This window comes from Yoonia sp. R78084, from assembly GCF_044595625.1.
GTDB lineage: Bacteria > Pseudomonadota > Alphaproteobacteria > Rhodobacterales > Rhodobacteraceae > Yoonia.
The window spans coordinates 1,420,254-1,439,411 of record NZ_CP138993.1 but is presented as its reverse complement, the minus strand read 5'-3'; the positions used below and the strand labels follow the sequence as shown (position 1 = coordinate 1,439,411).

The 19,158-nt window shown below is 55.8% G+C and carries 19 protein-coding genes; 12 read left to right on the top strand and 7 right to left on the bottom strand.

The features are described 5' to 3' along the window. Positions 1 to 3 precede the first annotated feature (3 nt). The gene (locus SJY29_RS07400; protein ID WP_400088355.1) at positions 4 to 1,473 is read left to right on the top strand and encodes a carboxypeptidase M32; all 1,470 of its coding nucleotides are present in this window, start codon (positions 4 to 6) and stop codon (positions 1,471 to 1,473) included. A gap of 48 nt (positions 1,474 to 1,521) precedes the next feature. On the opposite strand, the gene SJY29_RS07395 is transcribed toward SJY29_RS07400, so the two are convergent. Further along, entirely contained in the window at positions 1,522 to 2,340 is an 819-nt protein-coding gene (locus SJY29_RS07395) for an enoyl-CoA hydratase (RefSeq protein WP_400088859.1), read from the bottom strand. A gap of 15 nt (positions 2,341 to 2,355) precedes the next feature. Between SJY29_RS07395 and SJY29_RS07390 the strand changes: the two genes are divergently transcribed. The 4 genes from SJY29_RS07390 (at position 2,356) to rpsI (ending at position 4,467) form a co-directional block, all read left to right on the top strand. Next, on the top strand, positions 2,356 to 2,778 hold the full coding sequence (locus SJY29_RS07390) for a PaaI family thioesterase (RefSeq protein ID WP_400088352.1): 423 nt from the start codon (positions 2,356 to 2,358) through the stop codon (positions 2,776 to 2,778). An 80-nt stretch (positions 2,779 to 2,858) separates the two neighbouring features. Continuing rightward, positions 2,859 to 3,362: a hypothetical protein gene (locus SJY29_RS07385; protein ID WP_342070987.1), complete on the top strand. Its 504-nt coding sequence runs from the start codon at positions 2,859 to 2,861 to the stop codon at positions 3,360 to 3,362. A gap of 146 nt (positions 3,363 to 3,508) precedes the next feature. After that, positions 3,509 to 3,970: a 50S ribosomal protein L13 gene (gene rplM / locus SJY29_RS07380; RefSeq protein WP_055292774.1), complete on the top strand. Its 462-nt coding sequence runs from the start codon at positions 3,509 to 3,511 to the stop codon at positions 3,968 to 3,970. Next, entirely contained in the window at positions 3,970 to 4,467 is a 498-nt protein-coding gene (gene rpsI, locus SJY29_RS07375; protein WP_110278841.1) for a 30S ribosomal protein S9, read from the top strand. The genes rplM and rpsI overlap by 1 nt, the downstream gene beginning before the upstream one ends. A 411-nt stretch (positions 4,468 to 4,878) precedes the next feature. Here rpsI and SJY29_RS07370 read toward each other — a convergent pair whose 3' ends face one another. Further along, positions 4,879 to 5,772 (bottom strand): LysR family transcriptional regulator, encoded by an 894-nt coding sequence (locus SJY29_RS07370; RefSeq protein WP_400088348.1) that lies wholly within the window; start codon positions 5,770 to 5,772, stop codon positions 4,879 to 4,881. A 149-nt stretch (positions 5,773 to 5,921) separates the two neighbouring features. Here SJY29_RS07370 and SJY29_RS07365 point away from each other — a divergent pair, with 149 nt between their 5' ends. Together SJY29_RS07365 and SJY29_RS07360 are read left to right on the top strand one after the other, a co-directional pair. After that, complete coding sequence (locus SJY29_RS07365; RefSeq protein WP_400088346.1) at positions 5,922 to 6,770, top strand: TauD/TfdA dioxygenase family protein; 849 nt, start codon at positions 5,922 to 5,924, stop codon at positions 6,768 to 6,770. A 54-nt stretch (positions 6,771 to 6,824) separates the two neighbouring features. Beyond that, on the top strand, positions 6,825 to 7,859 hold the full coding sequence (locus tag SJY29_RS07360; protein WP_400088858.1) for a zinc-dependent alcohol dehydrogenase family protein: 1,035 nt from the start codon (positions 6,825 to 6,827) through the stop codon (positions 7,857 to 7,859). A 122-nt stretch (positions 7,860 to 7,981) separates the two neighbouring features. Here the strand turns inward: SJY29_RS07360 and SJY29_RS07355 are convergent, their stop codons facing one another. After that, on the bottom strand, positions 7,982 to 8,434 hold the full coding sequence (locus SJY29_RS07355; RefSeq protein WP_400088343.1) for a hypothetical protein: 453 nt from the start codon (positions 8,432 to 8,434) through the stop codon (positions 7,982 to 7,984). A gap of 251 nt (positions 8,435 to 8,685) precedes the next feature. Between SJY29_RS07355 and SJY29_RS07350 the strand changes: the two genes are divergently transcribed. The 5 genes from SJY29_RS07350 (at position 8,686) to SJY29_RS07330 (ending at position 15,773) form a co-directional block, all read left to right on the top strand. Continuing rightward, complete coding sequence (locus tag SJY29_RS07350) at positions 8,686 to 10,074, top strand: alginate export family protein (RefSeq protein ID WP_400088340.1); 1,389 nt, start codon at positions 8,686 to 8,688, stop codon at positions 10,072 to 10,074. Further along, entirely contained in the window at positions 10,055 to 11,398 is a 1,344-nt protein-coding gene (locus SJY29_RS07345) for a serine hydrolase domain-containing protein (protein ID WP_400088337.1), read from the top strand. Before SJY29_RS07350 ends, SJY29_RS07345 begins: the two co-directional genes overlap by 20 nt. Before the next feature lie 382 nt (positions 11,399 to 11,780). Beyond that, positions 11,781 to 12,287 (top strand): hypothetical protein, encoded by a 507-nt coding sequence (locus SJY29_RS07340; protein WP_400088335.1) that lies wholly within the window; start codon positions 11,781 to 11,783, stop codon positions 12,285 to 12,287. Next, complete coding sequence (locus SJY29_RS07335) at positions 12,284 to 13,798, top strand: phospholipase D family protein (protein ID WP_400088332.1); 1,515 nt, start codon at positions 12,284 to 12,286, stop codon at positions 13,796 to 13,798. Before SJY29_RS07340 ends, SJY29_RS07335 begins: the two co-directional genes overlap by 4 nt. Before the next feature lie 304 nt (positions 13,799 to 14,102). After that, the gene (locus SJY29_RS07330) at positions 14,103 to 15,773 is read left to right on the top strand and encodes an alpha/beta hydrolase (protein WP_400088329.1); all 1,671 of its coding nucleotides are present in this window, start codon (positions 14,103 to 14,105) and stop codon (positions 15,771 to 15,773) included. Positions 15,774 to 15,810: 37 nt separating this feature from the next. On the opposite strand, the gene SJY29_RS07325 is transcribed toward SJY29_RS07330, so the two are convergent. The 4 genes from SJY29_RS07325 to ppk2 form a co-directional block, all read right to left on the bottom strand. After that, a complete protein-coding gene (locus SJY29_RS07325) occupies positions 15,811 to 16,569 on the bottom strand; it encodes a YbaY family lipoprotein (RefSeq protein ID WP_400088326.1) in 759 nt (252 codons plus the stop codon). Between the two features lie 518 nt (positions 16,570 to 17,087). Beyond that, positions 17,088 to 17,606, bottom strand: a complete 519-nt coding sequence (locus tag SJY29_RS07320; protein ID WP_400088323.1) for an acyloxyacyl hydrolase — start codon at positions 17,604 to 17,606, stop codon at positions 17,088 to 17,090. After that, positions 17,599 to 18,231 (bottom strand): TetR/AcrR family transcriptional regulator, encoded by a 633-nt coding sequence (locus SJY29_RS07315; protein WP_400088320.1) that lies wholly within the window; start codon positions 18,229 to 18,231, stop codon positions 17,599 to 17,601. The genes SJY29_RS07320 and SJY29_RS07315 overlap by 8 nt, the downstream gene beginning before the upstream one ends. Then, positions 18,224 to 19,093 carry a polyphosphate kinase 2 gene (ppk2, locus tag SJY29_RS07310; protein WP_400088317.1) on the bottom strand — a complete coding sequence of 290 codons (870 nt, stop codon included), beginning with the start codon at positions 19,091 to 19,093 and terminating at the stop codon, positions 18,224 to 18,226. The genes SJY29_RS07315 and ppk2 overlap by 8 nt, the downstream gene beginning before the upstream one ends. Positions 19,094 to 19,158 lie beyond the last annotated feature (65 nt).

The following is a 19,158-nucleotide window of genomic DNA, read 5'->3' as shown; positions in this document are numbered from 1 at the left end:
ACCATGGGTGCATATACCGACCTTATGGCATTCCAGCGCGAGACCGAGGCGCTGTCACAGATCGCGGGCCGCCTTGGGTGGGATCAGGAAACCATGATGCCTGATGGTGCCACCCCCCAGCGTGCCGAAGAACATGCAGCGATGGCCAACATCCTGCATGCCCGCAGGATTGATCCGCGGATTGGGGAATGGCTGGAGACAGCGCAAGCCACCGATGATGTCGCCGCGGCCAACCTGCGCCACATCAAGCGAGATTATGAGCGCACCGCCAAAGTGCCCGCACGTCTTGCAGCGGAGCTTGCGAAAACCACGTCGCTTGCGCACCGCATTTGGGCGCGTGCGCGCGCCGAGGAAGACGTGGCCGCATTCTTGCCGATGTTGCAGAAAGTCGTTGATCTGCGCCGCGAGGAAGCGGCTGCCGTTGCAGGCAATACCGACGCCTATGATGCGCTGCTTGACGATTACGAACCGGGTGCAACGGGCGCGCGTCTGAGTGCGATGTTTGCGGCCTTGCGCCCGCGTCTTGTCGCGCTGCGTGCGGCGATTTTGGACAAACCGGTGCCTGCGCCGTTGAGCACACACTTTGATGAAGCCGCACAATTGGCGCTGTCGGAGAAGCTGGCCCTCAGCTTTGGCTACGGTCTTGCAAACGGACGGATTGACAAGGCGGTGCATCCGTTCTCATCAGGGTCCGGCCTTGATGTGCGGATCACGACGCGGACCAATCCGACGGATCCGTTCAACTGTTTTTATTCCACGATCCACGAGGTCGGCCATGCCGCCTATGAGCAGGGAATTGATGACGCGCATCTGCTGACCCCTTTGGGGCGTGGTGTGTCGATGGGCGTGCATGAAAGCCAGAGCCGGATTTACGAGAACCAGCTTGGCCGCAGCCGCGCCTATACGGGCTGGCTTTACGGGCAAATGCGCGATGCATTCGGTGATTTCGGAGTGGCCGACGAAGACACCTTTTATGCCACGGTCAACCGCGTCCATGACGGGTTTATCCGCACCGAAGCCGATGAAGTGCAGTATAATCTGCATGTGCTGCTGCGCTTTGATCTGGAACGCGCGCTGATTGCGGGGGATCTGGCGGTGAATGATCTGGAAGCGGCATGGAACGACCGCTTTCAGGCCGATTTCGGCTATGCGGTCGATAAACCCTCGAACGGTGTCTTGCAGGATGTGCACTGGTCCGAGGGGTTGTTCGGCTATTTCCCGACATACACGTTGGGCAATGTCTATGCAGGCTGTTTGCATGTGGCGTTGCGTGATGCGGTGCCTGATCTGGATGCAGATCTTGCGCGGGGTGATACATCGAAAGCAACGGGCTGGCTGCGCGCAAACCTGCAACAGTATGGCGGGCTACGCACGCCGGTTGCGACGATCACCCTTGCAACCGGTACAGCGCCCAGCGAGGCACCTTTGCTGGACTATCTGGAAGAGAAATTCAGCGCGATCTACCGGCTGTAGGTGTCGGAGCCTCCGGCGGGGATATTTTCGGGCCAGTAATAACGCAGGTTAGGACCAGTTCGGATCGCGCTTTTCCAGAAAGGCGTTGATGCCTTCGTTGGTGTCGTCGACCAGCATATTCTGGACCATGACATCGCCGGTATAGGCGTAGGCCTCTGCCGTTGTCATCTGGGCCTGCGCATAAAAGGCCTGTTTGCCGATCTTGACCGCCGAGGGCAGTTTCTTGGCGATGGCTTGGGCAAGCTCTTGGGCATCGCGCTCCAATGCATCGGTGTGGACAGCGCGGTTGATCAGGCCGAGGTCCTGTGCCTCGCGGGTGTTGATAAAGCGGCCCGTTGTCAGCATTTCAAAAGCAGCCTTGCGGTGGATATTGCGGGTCAGGGCCACCATGGGGGTGGAGCAGAACAGGCCGATATTCACGCCATTGACACCAAAACGCGTATCGTCAGAGGCCACAGCCAGATCGCAGGTTGCCACAAGCTGGCAACCGGCCGCCGTGGCGATGCCGTGGACCTGAGCGATGACAGGCTGGGGCATGGAATGAATCCGCTGCATCATCGCGGCACAGCGATCGAAGAGGTCCTTGAAATAGGCCGCACCCCCATCGGGCGATTGCCGTCCGGCCTGCATTTCCTTGAGGTCATGGCCCGCGCAGAACGCTTTGCCGGACCCCCGCAGGATCACGGCGTGAATGCTGCTGTCCTCTGCGATCTGATCAAACGCCCCGTGCAGGGCGGCCAGCATCGCATCCGAAAGGGCATTCAGACGCTCGGGCGCGTTCATCGTCAGGGTGGCGATATGGCCTGTGTCTTCGCGAAGCAGGATTGTCATTTTGTTCCTTTCGGTGTTGCTTGGGCGGAGCGTAATGCAGCGGAAGGCGATATGGAACACAAGATGGATATTCCCGGACTTCAATCCTTTCTGGTTGAAGCCTTTCCGCAGGTTGCCGGCGAAATTGAGGTGACCGATCTTGCAGAAGACGGGCTGACCGTGCGGCTGGCGGTGCAGGACCGGCATTTGCGCCCGGGTGGCACGGTGTCGGGGCCAACGATGTTCATGCTGGCGGATGTGGCCGTTTATCTTGCGATCCTGTCGCGGATCGGGCCGGTGGCGCTGGCGGTAACCACGAATTGCAGCATTGATTTCATGCGTAAACCGGCGGCAGGGGCAGATCTGACCTGTGTTGCGCACATGCACAAGGTGGGCCGGGTTTTGGCAGTCGGTGATGCGATGATTTATAGCGCCGGGCAGGCGGGTCCCGTGGCAAGGGCCAGTCTGACCTATGCGATACCGCCCAAAGGCTGATTAAAAATATCTTTGTCCAACACAACTTGCGATGTATCGTTTGACCACTTTTTTCAAAACTACCTTTGAGAGGCAAATAAATGGTCGAAACATCACCCGAATTCCACGCAAGACTGGCCGAAGCCGAAGCATTCCTTTTGGGCAACATTTCGGACGAAAACATACTTATGGGCGCGCAGGCCAACCCCGCTGCGGCGACCCGCGCTGCGGGTTTTGAGGTACCTGCGGAATACGAAACTGAATTCAACGAAATGTTTGCCATCACGATCGCGCCTGATCTTGCGATGGCGAAGGCCGCGATGGACAAAGGCCTGGATACCTGGCCAAGCCTAAAGTGCGGCGCCTGCCAAGTGACGTGTTTTGTGGTCGCCGGGGCAATCGTCGCCGTTGGTGCCGCAGCATTGGGGGGCTTGACCACAGGGTCATCATGCGTTGTCGGTCTGGCCCAACTGGTCGGGTGTTCCGCGCAAGCGGCCTTGACGTTTATCACGTCGCTGGGTGCAACGATTGCAAAGGGTGTTGGCGCCGTTGTTGCCGCGATCTGTGTCTGGGCGAGCATTTGCACCGCCAAAGATCTGAAGTAGTTTGGGGTATAGTAATACCTAAATTATAAGGCATTGATAATACATTATATTTCCTCCTCCAACGTGCTTGACTGCGTTGGAGGTCCGTCTATAACGCCCCAATCGAATGACACGTGGCGTGAGCCACTCCAAACTTTTGGTGGAATATGAAAACCTTTACCGCAACTCCTGCGGATATCGACAAGAAATGGATCCTGATCGACGCTGAGGGCGTTGTTTTGGGTCGTCTTGCCTCGATCATCGCAATGCGCTTGCGCGGCAAGCACAAGCCTTCTTTCACACCGCACATGGATATGGGCGACAACGTGATTGTCATCAACGCCGAGAAAATCCAGATGACTGGTAACAAGCGTGATGAGAAGTACTACTGGCACACCGGTCACCCCGGCGGCATCAAGTCCAAGACAAAGGCAGAAATCCTTGAAGGTGCGCACCCCGAGCGCGTCATCATGAAGGCCGTCCAGCGCATGCTGCCCGGTGGCAAACTGTCCCGTCAGCAGATGACACACCTGCGCGTTTTCGCAGGCGCTGAGCACGGTATGGAAGCCCAGAAGCCCGAAGTTCTGGACGTGAAGTCCATGAACAAAAAGAACACGAGGACTGCATAATGGCCGATCAAGTAAACTCGCTCGAAGAGCTGGGCCAAGTTGCAACAGGTGCCGAGGCACCAGCTGCAGCGGTCGAAGCAACTGTTACACGTGAGCCCGTCCGCGACCATCTGGGACGTTCCTATGCGACAGGCAAGCGCAAAGATGCGGTTGCCCGCGTCTGGATCAAGCCGGGTTCCGGCAAGGTCACAGTCAACGGCAAAGCCATGGACGCCTATTTCGCGCGTCCCGTTCTGCAGATGATCCTGCGCCAGCCATTTCAGGTTGCCGGTGTTGTTGACCAGTTCGACGTGATGGCAACTGTTGCCGGTGGCGGTCTGTCCGGTCAGGCCGGTGCGGTCAAGCACGGTGTGTCCAAAGCCCTTCAGCTTTATGATCCGACACTGCGCGCCGCACTCAAGGCCGCTGGCTTCCTGACACGCGACAGCCGTGTGGTCGAGCGTAAGAAGTACGGTAAAGCGAAAGCCCGTAAGAGCTTCCAGTTCTCCAAGCGTTAATCGCTGGACGGCAGAGATACGAAAGGGCGGTCCTTGGGGCCGCCCTTTTTGCATCTGAGCTGCGATTTGGAACTAGGTCCGCTTTGCGAGCCAGCTGCCGTTCGTTTCTGATGGTCAAATGACTGCTCGCAGCCCAAGGCTGAACGCCGACATTCGCCGCAGATGCAAAGTTTATGATCCGTTCTCGCCAAAGGTTTCATTTGTTGGAAAGCCGAAGTTTATGGAACTTCAACCAGTCGAGTATCCGCTTCAGGCAAAACAGCACTGTGTTCTTTCAATTGCCAGTTTGAAAGAATTGATAGTATTCCTCAAAATACCCCGTCCGTTTGAAGCGACTGGTGAAAGGTTGCCAGAACTAAGCGCGGTCTTTCAAAGCGTCCCTTTCTCATCATATACCCTATCTGCTCAGGCTTATGATCCAAGATGGAATTCTCCAATCGAAACGGCCTTTAGCAGTGCAGTCTCTGCTGCTTGAATGACCATGGCCTTGGGCGAGTCTGCGCGACTGACAAGTCCAAGCAACCGGCTTGGAACATCATCCCCCAAATGTAGCCTTGCCAAGGGAAGATGGTCGCTTTCGATGATGCATCTATTTGGCACGATGGAAATGCCGAGTCCGGCTGCGACCATGCTGGAAATGGCTTCAAGCCCTTCCAGTTCCATCACATCATTCACGGCTATCCCGTTCGCCTGCAGCCAACCTTCAATTTGCCGTCCCACAACCGCATCCCGATTAAAGCGAATGAATGGTTGGGATTGCAGTAATTCAAGCACGGGCAATTTTTCCGTGCTTTCGGTCACTAGCAGGACCAGATCTTCGGCAGCAATTTTGGAAAAGCGTAAAGATCTTGGTAGCAGATCCGGCTTGGAAATGACGGCGGCATGAATCTGTCCGCGTTCAATTTGCAACAAGAGTTGATTGGACAGGCCAGGCACAACCCGGACCCGAATGCCGGGGTGCGACATCTTGAGTTGGGTCAGAGCAAGCGGTACCAGACCAGTTAAGGTGGTTGGGACTGCGCCCAAGATCAGTTCACCAGCAACTTCAGCACCAGAGCGAACCTTGTCAGCGAGGCCGTCATAGACCGCGACGATGGCTTCGGCCTCTTCAACCAAGGCGAGGCCGGTTGGCGTGAACTTTGGCGATCTATGGGACCTTTCAAACAGCGCGAGTTGCCATGACGCCTCTAGATTGCGCATCTGTTGACTGACGGCTGCCGCAGTCAGGTTTTCAGCCTCGGCAGCGGCACGAAAACTACCATGCCGGTGAATTGAGATAAGCGTGCGGAGTGCGCGCATGCTCATGTCTGTGCGCCTTCCTGACAACGACATACTATAATAATAGTAAAATATTTCTTAAGTATGAGTCAAAATGTTATCGTTTTTATCAAATAATGTTCATGTCTATGCTGGGCGCAATTCAATAATTTCCGACCGAGAAAACTGGAGTTGTTATGGTTGCCCCGAAAACAAATGACTACAAACTGATCGTTGCAAAACCTTTTTGCCCAAACCTTGGTGCAGAGATTTATGGTGTTGATCTCAGTCAGGACGTCCCAGACGATCAGTTCGCTGAAATCCAGGACGCTTTCCTGAAATATCAGGTCCTGTTTTTCAAAGACCAGAAGGAAATTCCACCGGAGCAACACGTGAAGTTTGGCAAGCGATTTGGTCCATTGCATGCACACCCGGCAGCACCCACCATGGTTGGCCATCCAGAGATTTTCGAGATCCATGCAACGAAAGACTCCAAAATTGCGAATGGCGAATTCTGGCACTCTGACGTTTCGTGCGACGAAACTCCGCCGCTTGGAACGATGCTTCAAATCCATATCGCACCGCCGTGTGGCGGCGACACGATGTTCAGCGATATGTACGCCGCCTACGACGACCTGTCAGAGCCGATCAAATCAATGCTAGAGGGCCTGTCTGCACTGCATAGCTCTGAGCATATCTACAAGGGCAGGTATAGTGATCGCGGTAGGCAAGACACTGACATCGACTGCCCGCAGGCCGTGCACCCGATCGTCCGGACCCATCCCGATACGGGCAGGAAGTCGTTGTTTGTGAACCGTACTTTCACAACAAAGATCCTGGGGTTGTCGGATCGTGAGAGCGAAGCCTTGCTTGCCCTGCTGTTTGAGCATGCAGAGCATATAAATTATCAGATCCGCTTTCGCTGGACACTGAACGACATGGCGTTCTGGGATAATCGGTGTTGCATGCACCGCGCGATTTGGGACTATTGGCCGGCGGAACGAAAGGGACGCCGCGTCACCGTCAAGGGTGACCGGCCCAGATAGGGATCGCCGGACTTACGGTCAGGCAGACAATCCACAAGTAGCAAGGACAACATGATGCGCGCGGCAGTGGTAAGAGACTTCAACGATGATCTCTCAATTGAAAAGGTCGATGATCCGGTATGCCCAGATAATGGTGTTGTGCTCGAGGTTGCTGCTTGCGGCGTCTGTCGCTCTGATTATCACGGGTGGACAGGTACGCACCCCAAGGTCCAGAACGGTTCAATCCTCGGGCACGAATACTGCGGGACAGTTGTCGAGGCAGGACCAAATGCACGGCATAAAATCGGCGACCGCCTGATCGCGCCCTTTATTCTCGGCTGCGGTAGCTGTGCTGCCTGCTATACCGGCGTGTCAAACACCTGCGCCCACCAAATTGTTCCCGGGTTTGGCACACCTGGCGCTTATGCCGAGTATGTAGCCGTACCGTTCGACCACAACCTCGTTCATCTTCCCGAGACAATATCACCCGCACTTGCGGCTGGTCTTGGCTGTCGCGTGACAACCGCATGGCACGCCCTCACGGATCGGGCAAATGTAAGGGCAGGAGAATGGGTGGCCATTCACGGAACAGGCGGGATCGGCCTTTCGGCATTGCTCTTGGCCAAGATGCTAGGGGCGCGGGTCGTGGTCGTCGATATTGTTGACGAAAAATTGGATCACGCCATGCAACATGGCGCGGATGCTACCGTGAATGCAGCGAAGGTTGATGCCGCGACAGCAATCCATGACATTACTGGTGGCGGCGCGCAGGTCTCACTGGAAGCGCTCGGGATCGCGGCGACCACGAACGCGTCAGTGGAATGTCTTGGCACCCTTGGGCGGCACGTTCAGATTGGCATGCCGTCTGGCAGCGGTTTTATGGAAGTGAACATGCGTGCCATCTATTCAAAGCAACTTGCGTTTTTCGGGACACGCGGGATGCCGTCTTGGAAATACCCGGATCTTTTGGGCATGATTGAGCGTGGGGATGTGGACATAAGCCCGATGGTTGCTAGAGAGATTTCTCTGTCCGGCGCGACCGATGAGTTGCGCGCAATGACAGGTCCAACGTCTCCGGGAACTGCGGTCATTACGGATTTCCAGCACTAGATGTGACAGTCCAAAGGTTCCGGCGCAAAAGCTGGACACCGCTTGTAGGCTGTTGTTGCGCGACACTGGGTCAATTTGCCTGCATGGAAGTCGCGAAGACGGCACTTTCGCCGTTATGGCGACTATTTGATATCGTCCTTGCCATCGAAGACGGTCCGTAGAGCGGCGAGATAGGCAATTGTCGAGTCTGTTTCGGAGGCAAGTCCCATTGCGGCAGTGTCGGTTACCGAAAGTCGCCCATCTCTATCGCGTATCAGCCAACCTTTGTCTTGCAGAATGCCAACTTTTCGACGGACGGTCTCACGGGGAATTCCTGAAAACTCAGCAACTGACTGGATGTTGATTGGATATTGGCTGGAATGTCTACTGTCACTGCTGGTCATTTCCTCAGCCGACACCAACTGAGGCTTCCATGTTTCCGGCCGAGTCCGGCCTCCGATCACGGCAAGCACTAGCATCAGGTCCAGATCACCATCGAAGCGCTCACGTAGCTGGATGAGCAGCTTGGTAAAGCCGGCAAGGTGCACAGGCCAAATCTTGTCGAAATTGTTTCGGATAAACTGACTATTGCCCAATTATTAATCGCCTCGTTTGTATATGCGCGCGGACGCTCATTTTGGGCGCGAACTCTGTTGCATGTCAAGCGGGGCCGCTTATCATTTGGAATATGCGGTGCTTCGGGGGGAGGGGGACGGCAGACATGATGTTCTTTCGTATCATTGATAGCGGCTCAATATCATTTTGGGTTTCGGGACCGGTCGGGCGTTTGCGTGCCAGAAGCTCTCACAACTCTTCATCGGCAAATTTGACAGCGACAGTGGCTGTTATGGCAACGCTCGCCGCGACTGCAACGCGAGCAGATGACAGTGATCCCATGCTCTTGCACAGCGCCGACGGACTGGAAGTTCGCACTCATTTTCAGTTCGGACTGAATGCTGTGGTGGAAAAAGAGCTGTTTTGGGACCTTGCTGGCGTAACAGCGCCGACCGCCCCGTTTGAACCAAATACCGAATGGCTGGAGGCCTATATCAAACCCGGCGTGAGTTTTGAATATGCGCTCGAGACAGGTGCAACGCTCTACGGAAAATTGTCAGCGGTTGCGTCATATACGCTGGGCACTGATGCGTTTGACACGGGCGATACAGGGGCCACAACGCTCGAAGAGGCCTATCTGGCCTTGCGTGGTGATCTGGCGAACGGGATGTCCTATGACGTTTCTTTGGGTCCGCGTGAATTGGTTTTGGGCACGGGAATGCTGGTTGCAAACGGCGCGACCAGCGGGTTCGAACGGGGGGCACTGAAATTTGGCCCGCGCAAGGCTTGGGAAAGTGCGGCGATCGCGCGGCTGTCCCAAGGAAGCCTTACGGGAACGGCCTTTTATCTGGACCCCAACGAGATGCCGTCGAAAGACGCAAACAACGAGATCGCTGGTATTGATCTGCGATATGCAGGTCCACAGGGCGGATACCTCGGCGCGACGTTTGTCGAAGTACTGAATTCAAAGTCACCCTATCCGCAAGCAAACCCTGGCTCGGCCCCACCGAGTGTGATCGATGGCGCGCGCGAAGGCACGACTGCCTTAAATATATATGGCAAGACAGATCCATTTTCAGGTGTGTTGGAGAACTGGACATTTACCGGCGATGTAGCCATCGAACGCAATGACGCAATTGATCTCGAAGCATGGGCGGGCCGCGTCACCGCGGGATATGCATGGCAAGAATTGCCGTGGTCGCCCTCACTGACGTACAGCTATCAGACCTTCTCGGGTGATGATCCGGAGACACCAGAGCTTGAGCGGTTTGATCCATTGTTCTATCAGGGGAGCCCGAGTGCATGGGCTACGGGATCAAAGTCTGCATCCACGTTCATCAACTCCAACGTAAATGCGCACGCGCTCACGTTGCGGGTCCAGCCCAGTCCGATGGATACGCTGACACTGCGCTATGCCCATATTCGCGCCAATGAACTCAACAGCCCCGTCCAGTTTGGTCAGGCAACCCGGGTTGATGAAACTGGGAGTGTCGTCGTTGGCGTCACAGACGCACACCTCGCGGATGATGTCTTCCTTGAATACAGCCGCATCATCAATCCCAATACTTTTCTAACGTCGGGAATTTCGGCCTCTTTCCCGGGCGAAGGTATTAAGAATGTGGCCGGCAATGACGCACCAACTTGGACAGGAGTATTCATCAATGTTGTCTTCAACTACTAAACTCATTGGATTGGCAGCGGGGGTAGCAATGGCTACAATGTCTTCAACGGGTGCATTTGCGCAAAGCACACCCCTGAGTGCGCAAGAATCTGATCCAAACGTGATGGGCTGGATGCAAGGCTTCCCGCCGCCTGACGACAAGATGATTACGCAACCTGACAGTGTCTACTTCAGTTTCCCAAGGCTGCGCTGGTCGGTCTGCCACTTGCGCGAATTCCTGCCCTCTGAGGAAATCAGCCGCGGTATTGGCGCGCCTGTGCCGCTGACCTATCCGTCGCCATCCGATTTTGCCGATATGCGCGCGCAGATTGATGCGCTGACATTCATGCCGCAGAACAGCGACACCGAAATGACCTGGGAAGAGTCGCTCTACGCCAACTACACCGACGGTATGTTGATCCTGCACAAAGGTGAGGTCGTTTACGAGCGCTACTTCGGATGCCTCGAAGAGGACGGCAAGCACGCGATCATGTCGATGACCAAGTCATTTACCGGTCTTTTGGCTGAGATCATGGTAGTTGAAGGCACGCTTGATGACACCGCATTGGTCAGCGACGTCATTCCCGAGATTGGAGACAGTGCTTTTGCGTCGGCCACGGTTCGTCAGGTCATGGATATGACCACAGGCGTGAAGTATTCCGAGAACTATTCCGATCCAAATGCTGATATCTGGGTCTATTCCGCCGCCGCTAGCCCGCTGCCCAAGCCAGCAGATTATGAAGGGCCCAATGGATATTGGGAATACCTGCAGCAGGTTGAACCCGAGGGAAACCATGGCGATGAGTTCCACTACAAGACAATCAATTCCGACATGCTCGGTTGGATCATCAGCCGCGTGTCGGGAAAATCCGTGACCGAGCTTGCGTCTGAACGGCTGTGGCGCCGGATGGGTGTTGAACAGGACGCGTATCAGCTGGTCGACGGCAAGGGCGTACCCTTTGCTGGCGGCGGAATTTCCGCAGGTCTGCGGGATCTTGGCCGGCTCGGCCAGTTGATGCTGAATGAGGGTGAGCTAAACGGAGAACGGCTGTTCCCTGCTGAAGTCGCGCAAAACATCAGCGCCGGTGGCGACCGCTCCAAGTTTGGCACAGGCTTCCCGACTTTTGGTGCGGGCAGCTATACCAGCCAGTGGTGGGTGTTTCATAATGACCATGGTGCCTATGCCGCACGCGGTGTGCACGGTCAGACGATCTATGTTGACCCGACTGCAGAGATGGTGCTGGTGCGTTTGTCCTCTTTCCCGCAAGCGCCGAATGGGCTGATCGACCCGACCTCGCTGCCGGCCTACCAAGCTGTCGCCGAATTCTTGATGTCGCAGGAGTAATGGCGCCAGTTGCCGAAAGTCATGGCAGCTTGTTAACCATTGCCAAAAAGCGCGCGGGCCCATTTCGCCTGCGCGCAGTTATCAGGCCAATCACCGTTTGGTGGCGTTTCAGCGTTGCGATCGCGCGAACGGCCCAAGCGACCAACGCAGATGTTCTTCATCGCAGGCTTTTACCACCGCGCGCCACGACAACAGAAATGTCGTGCCGGCACGTCGCCGTGAACCGCCCGCCGGATGCGATCATGGATGAAACCGAACAGGGATCACCGGTTCCGCCGCAAGACATGGTGGCGTGTCGTCACAAGATTTTCTGCCGCACACCATCCGGGCCGGAGGAGAGTGTCCCCAGACAGGGCCGCAGATTTATGTCGAGGAGGTGGAGATGACTGTAGATACTTCACAACAAGGATCGGGATTGCAGCGATTGGACAAAGCGGCATTCGGCCTCATCTACGGCGCGATCATGGTTCTGAGTATCCTGTTGGCGGCCGGTGATCATCCAGATACGCCGATAAAGACAGCAGTCGTCCTTTTCGGGTCTGTTCTGGCAATCACGCTGGCAAAAGCCTTTGCCGAACTGATGGCAAATGCGCTTCAAACCAAAGAGCGCGTAACGCGAATTGCGTGGCATGCAGCTTGGCATCATAGCAGTCCCACGCTGGCCGTAGCGAATGTGCCTACGTTGTTCTTTCTTGCGGCTTCTGTGGGGTGGCTGAGTGCGCAGACTGCTGTCTTCCTGTCACAAGGCCTTTGCGTGGCGCTGCTGATGATCCTTGGATTGCGGGTTGGCTGGGTCATCGACGGACGCGTCATGCCAGCGGTTCTGGGTGGCGTCTTTGCAGGGTCGGCGGGCTTGGCTCTCGCTGTTCTGAAATTGGTAATCCATTGAAGTCGTTGCGCTCATTCCTCTATGCGGCAATGGCGCTACAACTGATCGCATGCACCTATGTGCCGTTTGATGTGCAGCGCGAAGTTTCTAGCGCAATCTCGCCCGAAGGCACGCGTGCGGCCCTCACAGCCACGCGATTGACGGGTGGTGGTGAGGAGGATGTCATTCTTGCGCCTCTGGCCGATGGAAACGACGCACTTGGCGCGCGACTTGGCATGATAGAGAGCGCCGAACGCTCGATAGATATCAAGACTTTCCTGATCAAGCCTGACATCGCAGGCACATTGGTCTGGCTTAAACTCTATGAGGCAGCAGAGCGTGGCGTGCGTATTCGGCTGCTTTTTGATGATGTCTTTACCAGCGCCAGAGACGAGCAGATCGCAACGCTTGACGCGCATCCCAATGTTGAAATCCGCGTCTTCAACCCTTTGTCGCGGAACAGCGTTTTAGCAGTGAACTTTCTGCTGGATTTCGGACGCGTGAACCGGCGGATGCACAACAAGGCATTTATCACTGACGGGTCATTCGCGATTATTGGCGGCCGGAACTACGCGGACGAATATTTCCAGATTGGCATAGATCATGAATTCGCGGATTTTGATCTTTTCGTGGCAGGGGAACCCGTGCGCGAACTCTCTTCCGCTTTTGATCTCTATTGGAACGATCCGTGGACTGTGTCGCTTTCGTCGTTCGCATCGTCAAACGATTTCCCAGCGGCGCAAGCTTTGCAGGCCTTTAGGGAAAGGGCAGACACGGATGAAGCCAAAATTTACCAACGCGCAATCGCATCTGGCTATCTTGCGGATCTAAGGGCGGGACGCGTGCCACTTTTTGAAGGCAGGGCGCGCGTTGTCGTCGATGATCCGGACAAACTTCGCGCACCTCCCGGGGTTGGTCCCTTTGCGGTTGGCAACGCCCTTTTGCAAACCATCAATCTGGCGCAGCAAGATGTTCTTGTGATGACACCCTATTTCGTACCCGAGGAATACGGCGCGTTGTTTTTTGAAGACCTTGTGGCGCGTGGGGTTCGTGTGCGTATTGCGACGAATTCGCTTGCCTCAACCAATCATGCCTATGTTCACGGCGCATATGCGCGGTACCGTGACAGGTTGTCAGCAGCAGGCGTTGAATTTATCGAGGCCCGCGCCGATGCTGCAATTCTGACCGGCTCTGCCGATGCGCCGCTTACCATGCACACCAAGCTTGTGATCGTGGATGACCGGTATCTTTTTGTCGGGTCGCCGAACTTTGATCCCAGATCTATCCGCCAGAATGCCGAGGTCGGAATGGTGATCGACAGCCCTGATCTGGCCTTGAGTATCCGTGAACGGGTTGACGAGATCGCCAAGGACTATGCCTTTCGCTATGAGACAGATTCAAACGGCGCCGCGATCTGGCGGTATGACGGTACACGACAGCAAGAGGTCTTCACACGTGAACCGCTGGCAAGCTTTTGGCAAACATTGATAGCGACCGTCGCGGGCCTCTTGCCGATTGAAAGCCAACTTTGACGGTCATTCATAGAAAGACGCTTTCGGGATGTATTGCACCCAAGGATAAGTACCAGCCGCAACCAGCTCTGAACCTTTTGCAGCGCGCCAATCAAACAACGCGGCACCAATGTGAAGCGATACATCGTTGCCCGCTTCGCCCAGGCCTGACGGGTTGTTTGCGCCATGTTACCTCTCAGGGACCGGGGGATTGAAGGAATGATATGTGCTCTGTGCGCATACTGGTGTCGTTAAAGATGTTCATTTGCAGTACAGTAGGCCAATATTCCCGTAACGCTGGCATATCTATGGGGAGATCGTCACTATGAACCTCGTTGCGCGGGCGATCGGCCCCTTTTCAATTCCGTGTTTTTTGATCGGCGTTTTGTTTTTTGCGGCCTCCCTGACACCATCGCTCATTCCGCGGAATCCTGAAGTGCAGGGCATTTTGGGCGGACTGGTTACAGCCTTGGGCTATCTATTGGGGCAATTCATTGCACTCGTGTGGCGCGCCTTGGACATGCCGGGATTGCCGAAGCGTCTGGCGCGGGGCGTGACCTTGCTTGCCGCAGTTTTGATTGTCGTTTTCTTCCTTTGGGTGCTCAGTTCAAGCCTGATTTGGCAAAACGACCTGCGCGAAAAAATGGGAATGGCACCCGCTGATGCGCTGAACCTCGTCAGAATTCTTGTTTTTGCGGCGCTGACGTTCGCCTTGGTCTTTGCCATGGGACGGATCGTTGCATCCTTCTTCCGGCTTGTGCGCGCAAGGCTCTATCGCGTGATGCCGCCACGGCGGGCAAATGTCGTCGGGTTGATTGTGGTTGCTGTGGTTTTGGTCGTGGTCACGCGGGACGGGATTCTTGATCGTGTGATTGCAGGACTTGATACCAGCTATGAGACCGCACAAGCCCTGTTTGAAGACGCACCACCCGCGCCAACCGACGCATGGAAAACCGGTAGCGATGCCTCGCTGATCGAATGGTCGGAGATCGGCTCGCCGGGGCGCGACTTCATCACCTCCGGACCGGACGCAGATGCGATTTCGGCGTTTACAGGGCGACCAGCGCTTGACCCGATCCGTGTCTATGTCGGCCGGGCGAACGGCGAAACACCTCTGGAGCGTGCCGAGCTTGCACTTGCAGAACTCAAGCGGCAAGGCGCTTTTGAACGAAGTGTTCTGATTATTGCGAGCCCTACAGGCACCGGTTGGATGGACCCTGGCTCGCACGATCCTGTTGAATATATGCATAATGGCGACATCGCCACGGTTGCAGCACAGTATTCATACCTTCAATCGCCACTGGCACTGGTTCTTGAAACCAATACCGGCCTGGAACAGGCTACCGCCTTGCAGGATGTGGTTCACGGCTATTGGAAGACACTGCCGAAGAACTCACGTCCCCGTATCTATGCGCACGGACTCAGCCTTGGTGCGTGGTCGTCCATGCATGCAACGAACCTGTTCCGCTTGCTGGATGACCCAATCGACGGAGCCTTCTGGGCGGGGCCGCCATTCCCCTCAAATTTCTGGAACTATGTACAGAACCAACGCGCCACTGGAAGCCCGTGGGTTTTGCCCAAAATCGGCGATGGATCATTGATACGCTATGCCTCGCATACGGCGGATGCATCTGAAGCGGTGGCAGAGTGGGGGGATATGCGGATTGTCTTCCTGCAGTACTCCAGTGATCCGGTGGTCTTCTACGATCCTGCTTCAATCTGGCGTGCGCCACCTTGGATGCGCGACCCGCCAGCCGAAGATATGTCCGAGCATTTCTTCTTCATGCCCGTCGTTTCGCAGTTTCAGCTTGCGCTTGATATGGCCTTGTCGTTCGGGTCACCCCCGGGACACGGGCACGCCTATTACGCGCAGGACTACATTGCCCCGTGGATACAGGTGACAAACCCAGAGGGATGGACCGATAGCGATACCAGACGGCTGAAAGCGCATTGCGACGTTGGATTTCAGTCCGGATGCTCGAATGATCTGCGCTAGTGGCGTTTCAAAGCAATTGTCCGACCAAAAACGCAAACTACTCCGGCCGCTGCGTGAAGTGCATTATGGCAGTGCCACCTGCATCCATAAAGACGAGCCCTGTCCGGTATCGCACATAGCTGGCCACGCGCGGTAAAGCCTCCAAGACACTTCTTTCAAGCGTCTCAACCGCGTCAGGGCAAGCCATCATCGTTCCTGCAAAATTTGCCGGAAATGAAATCTCGCGATCAAGTCGCAGTAATCGCCCCACGAAACGATTGCAGCCACCGAAAAGCGCAAAGTTCATTTCATCGTCAATGATAAGGGTTGCAGGGTCATCGTTCGACCACGGCTCACCTGCAACTTCGGTGACCGCCCATTCAACCCCTGAGATACGCTGCCGGGTAGGAGAGGCTGCTTCAGCTTCATCAATCGCGGAGAGGATCATCTGCAATGGTGCGTCCTGGGAAGCCGACAAAGGATCATACCTTTCAGTGCTCCGGAAAATCTGGACATCGCCAGACCAGATTGATGCTGCCAAAGAATACACGCCCTCCGGGTCAATTAGGTCCGCATCATAGTGCAGCATCATTTGCATAGGTACGCCAGTCATCCGGTATCGCTGCGATGCAAGCGTTTTCCCTGCTGCATCAGCGCGTGAAACATCAAACAATTCTAAATGAAGCTCAGCAAGAGGGGGAAGCGCGATGCGCTCCCGATATGAGACTTCGACTTCAATGGTCGTCTGGGCATATGCGAAGTTGATCGGCATGAAGAAACAAAAGAAAAAAGTGAGGCTCTGAATGACTCGCCGCATATCCACTCTCCTGTGCTTTTAGGGCACTCGTCGTTGACCGCCAGAACCAGATTTTCCTGCCCAGTGACTTGGACGAAGAAACGCTTGTGGCGGGAACTGAGTATGTCGAAAGTGTAACTCCATAGACGAACAGTGCAAGTGCGGGCTTTTTCGACCAAGAACTCTTTCTCGCCTGATCCACAAAGACTGATTTGCCAACAAGGTTGTTGCGTCGAGTCTGGGTCAGGGCTTCAAGATAGGTTAGCGAACCGGACCGTCGTCCCTTTGAGAAGTAATCGAACCCTCAGAAATGTTCCAAAACTCACATCGGGTCTTCTTTCATGAAGCTACAGTGCAGCGTTGAAGGCATGGGAAATGTTGCTAAGGGCCGAAGTGACCGAATAGTGGCCCAAAGTTCGCGCCTCTGCAAAGCCAGCTTCTTGCGCATTGCCACCATTCGAGCTGAGTGCATTATCAGCCGGACTGGCCTCAAGCAGCCGTCGCAATGAGCGTCGCGCATGCGTATGCGTTCATCATCGTTATTCGAACTGATAGGTCAGCCTTACCCCCACGGTCTCTAACCCCGGGTTCACCTCGGACAGATTGGCGTTCGAGCGGTGGTCTAGAAAGACCGAGAGACTGCCGACATCACCGAATTTGACACCAGCGCCAACCGATCCGCGCCATTGGAGCGGAAAGCCAAGGTCGGGGCCGTCACTTTGCAGGTAAATTCCGGGCATCACGGAGGCCTCGATATAGATCGGGCTGTCGCTGATGCGTTCGCTGGACCATTTGGCACCGGCACCGAACCATAGATCGTTGTCACTGGTGAGGCTGGCACCCACCGTCGGTTGGAACGCGCCAATGCGCTTGGGAAGATCGTAGCTGATGAACACCTCGTCGCCGATCACCTCTTCCTGAAAATAGGTATCACCGTATTGCAGGTTGATACGTGCCGGCTCCTCGCTTTGCTGAAAGCAATCTGTCGGGCAATCGTTCAGGTAGGTGTCGGTTGCGCTTACGATGATAAAAATCCAGGCAAACGTACTATCAGCCATTTGGGTCCTCACTGTCGGGTGCGATCAGGCCGAGCCCGCGCAGGTAGATGCCGATTCCTGTTTCAAGCAGGTCTTCGGGGGGAAAGGGGCTTTTGGTGCCGGGGCTGGCACGCGCAAAAAGCTCGACTACGCCATGTGACAGGGCCCAGATATGGGCGCTGAACATCTGGGGCGGCGGGCGCTTTTCGGCCGGAATATGTTGCGACAATTGTTCTGCCGCTTTTTCCAGAACGCCCATCGCGCGGGTGGCGACGGCATGCAGTTCGGATGAGCGGTTTATCGAAATGCCACTCTCGAACATCGCGATGTAGTGGCCGGGATATTTGCGCGCAAAGGCCAGATAGGCCCGTCCCGTGGCCTCGAACGCCTTCAGCGCCGAGGGTTGGCCATCGCCATAGGCGTATTCCATCAGATCGCCGAACATCTCGTAGCCTTGCAGCGCGGCCGCCGCGATCAGATCCTCGCGGCCCTCAAAATGGCGGTAGACGGCAGCAGGGGTCACACCGGCCTCGCGCGCCGCCTCGGACAGGGTAAACCCCGTCGGGCCGCGCTTTTCGATCAGCGTCAGACAGCCGTCGATCAGCGCCTCGCGCAGATTGCCGTGATGATACCCGCGTTTAGCCATGCCAGAGGTCAGGCCCCCCCAGGATCTTGTCGTCTGTGGGGGTGACGGCTGTCTCGTCCTTCATCGGGTAATCAAGCTGGCCCAACAGATGCCGGATCACCTGCACGCGTGCGCGGCGCTTGTCGTCTGAGCGGACAATCGTCCAGGGTGCATGCGCGGTATGGGTGCGCTCAAGCGTCTCCGCGATCGCGGCGGTGTAGGCGTCCCATTTGCTGAGGCCTTCGACGTCGATCCAGCTGAGCTTCCATTGTTTCAGCGGGTCTTTCTCGCGGTCAAGAAAGCGTTTGAGCTGTGTGGCACGCCCGACATTGAGCCAGATTTTGACCAGTGTGATCCCTTCATGGACCAGCATGTCTTCAAACTCGGGGACCTGCGCGAACCAGCGTTCACGCTGTTCCGGTGTGCAAAAGCCGAAAACATGTTCAACGACGCCGCGATTGTACCAGCTGCGGTCAAAGATCGTGATTTCACCTTTCGCGGGCAGATGGGCGATGTAGCGTTGGAAATACCATTGCGCGGCTTCCACGTCAGTTGGCTTGGAGAGTGCGACCAGTTTCGCGCCACGCGGATTAAGGTTCTCGCGCAAGCGTTTGATTGTGCCACCTTTTCCGGCTGCGTCACGCCCTTCAAAAACCACCGCGATCCGGCGTCCCGTTTCGCGCGCCCATGCCTGCATCCGGACCAGTTCGATTTGCAGGGCTGCCAGTTCGGCCTCGTATTCGCTGCGCTTCCAGCGGTCCTGATAGGGAAAGGCAGGGTTGATGATGTCATCCTTGTCGGCGGCTACAACCGCGTCACGCACGTCCGCAGGGGCATCTTCAGTAAAATAGCGGCTGATCCCGCCATCAAAAGGTAAATCCATGAAAACTCTCCCGAACCTCGCACGCCATATATGGGGGTTTGTGTCCAGAAGCGCAATTCGGCTTT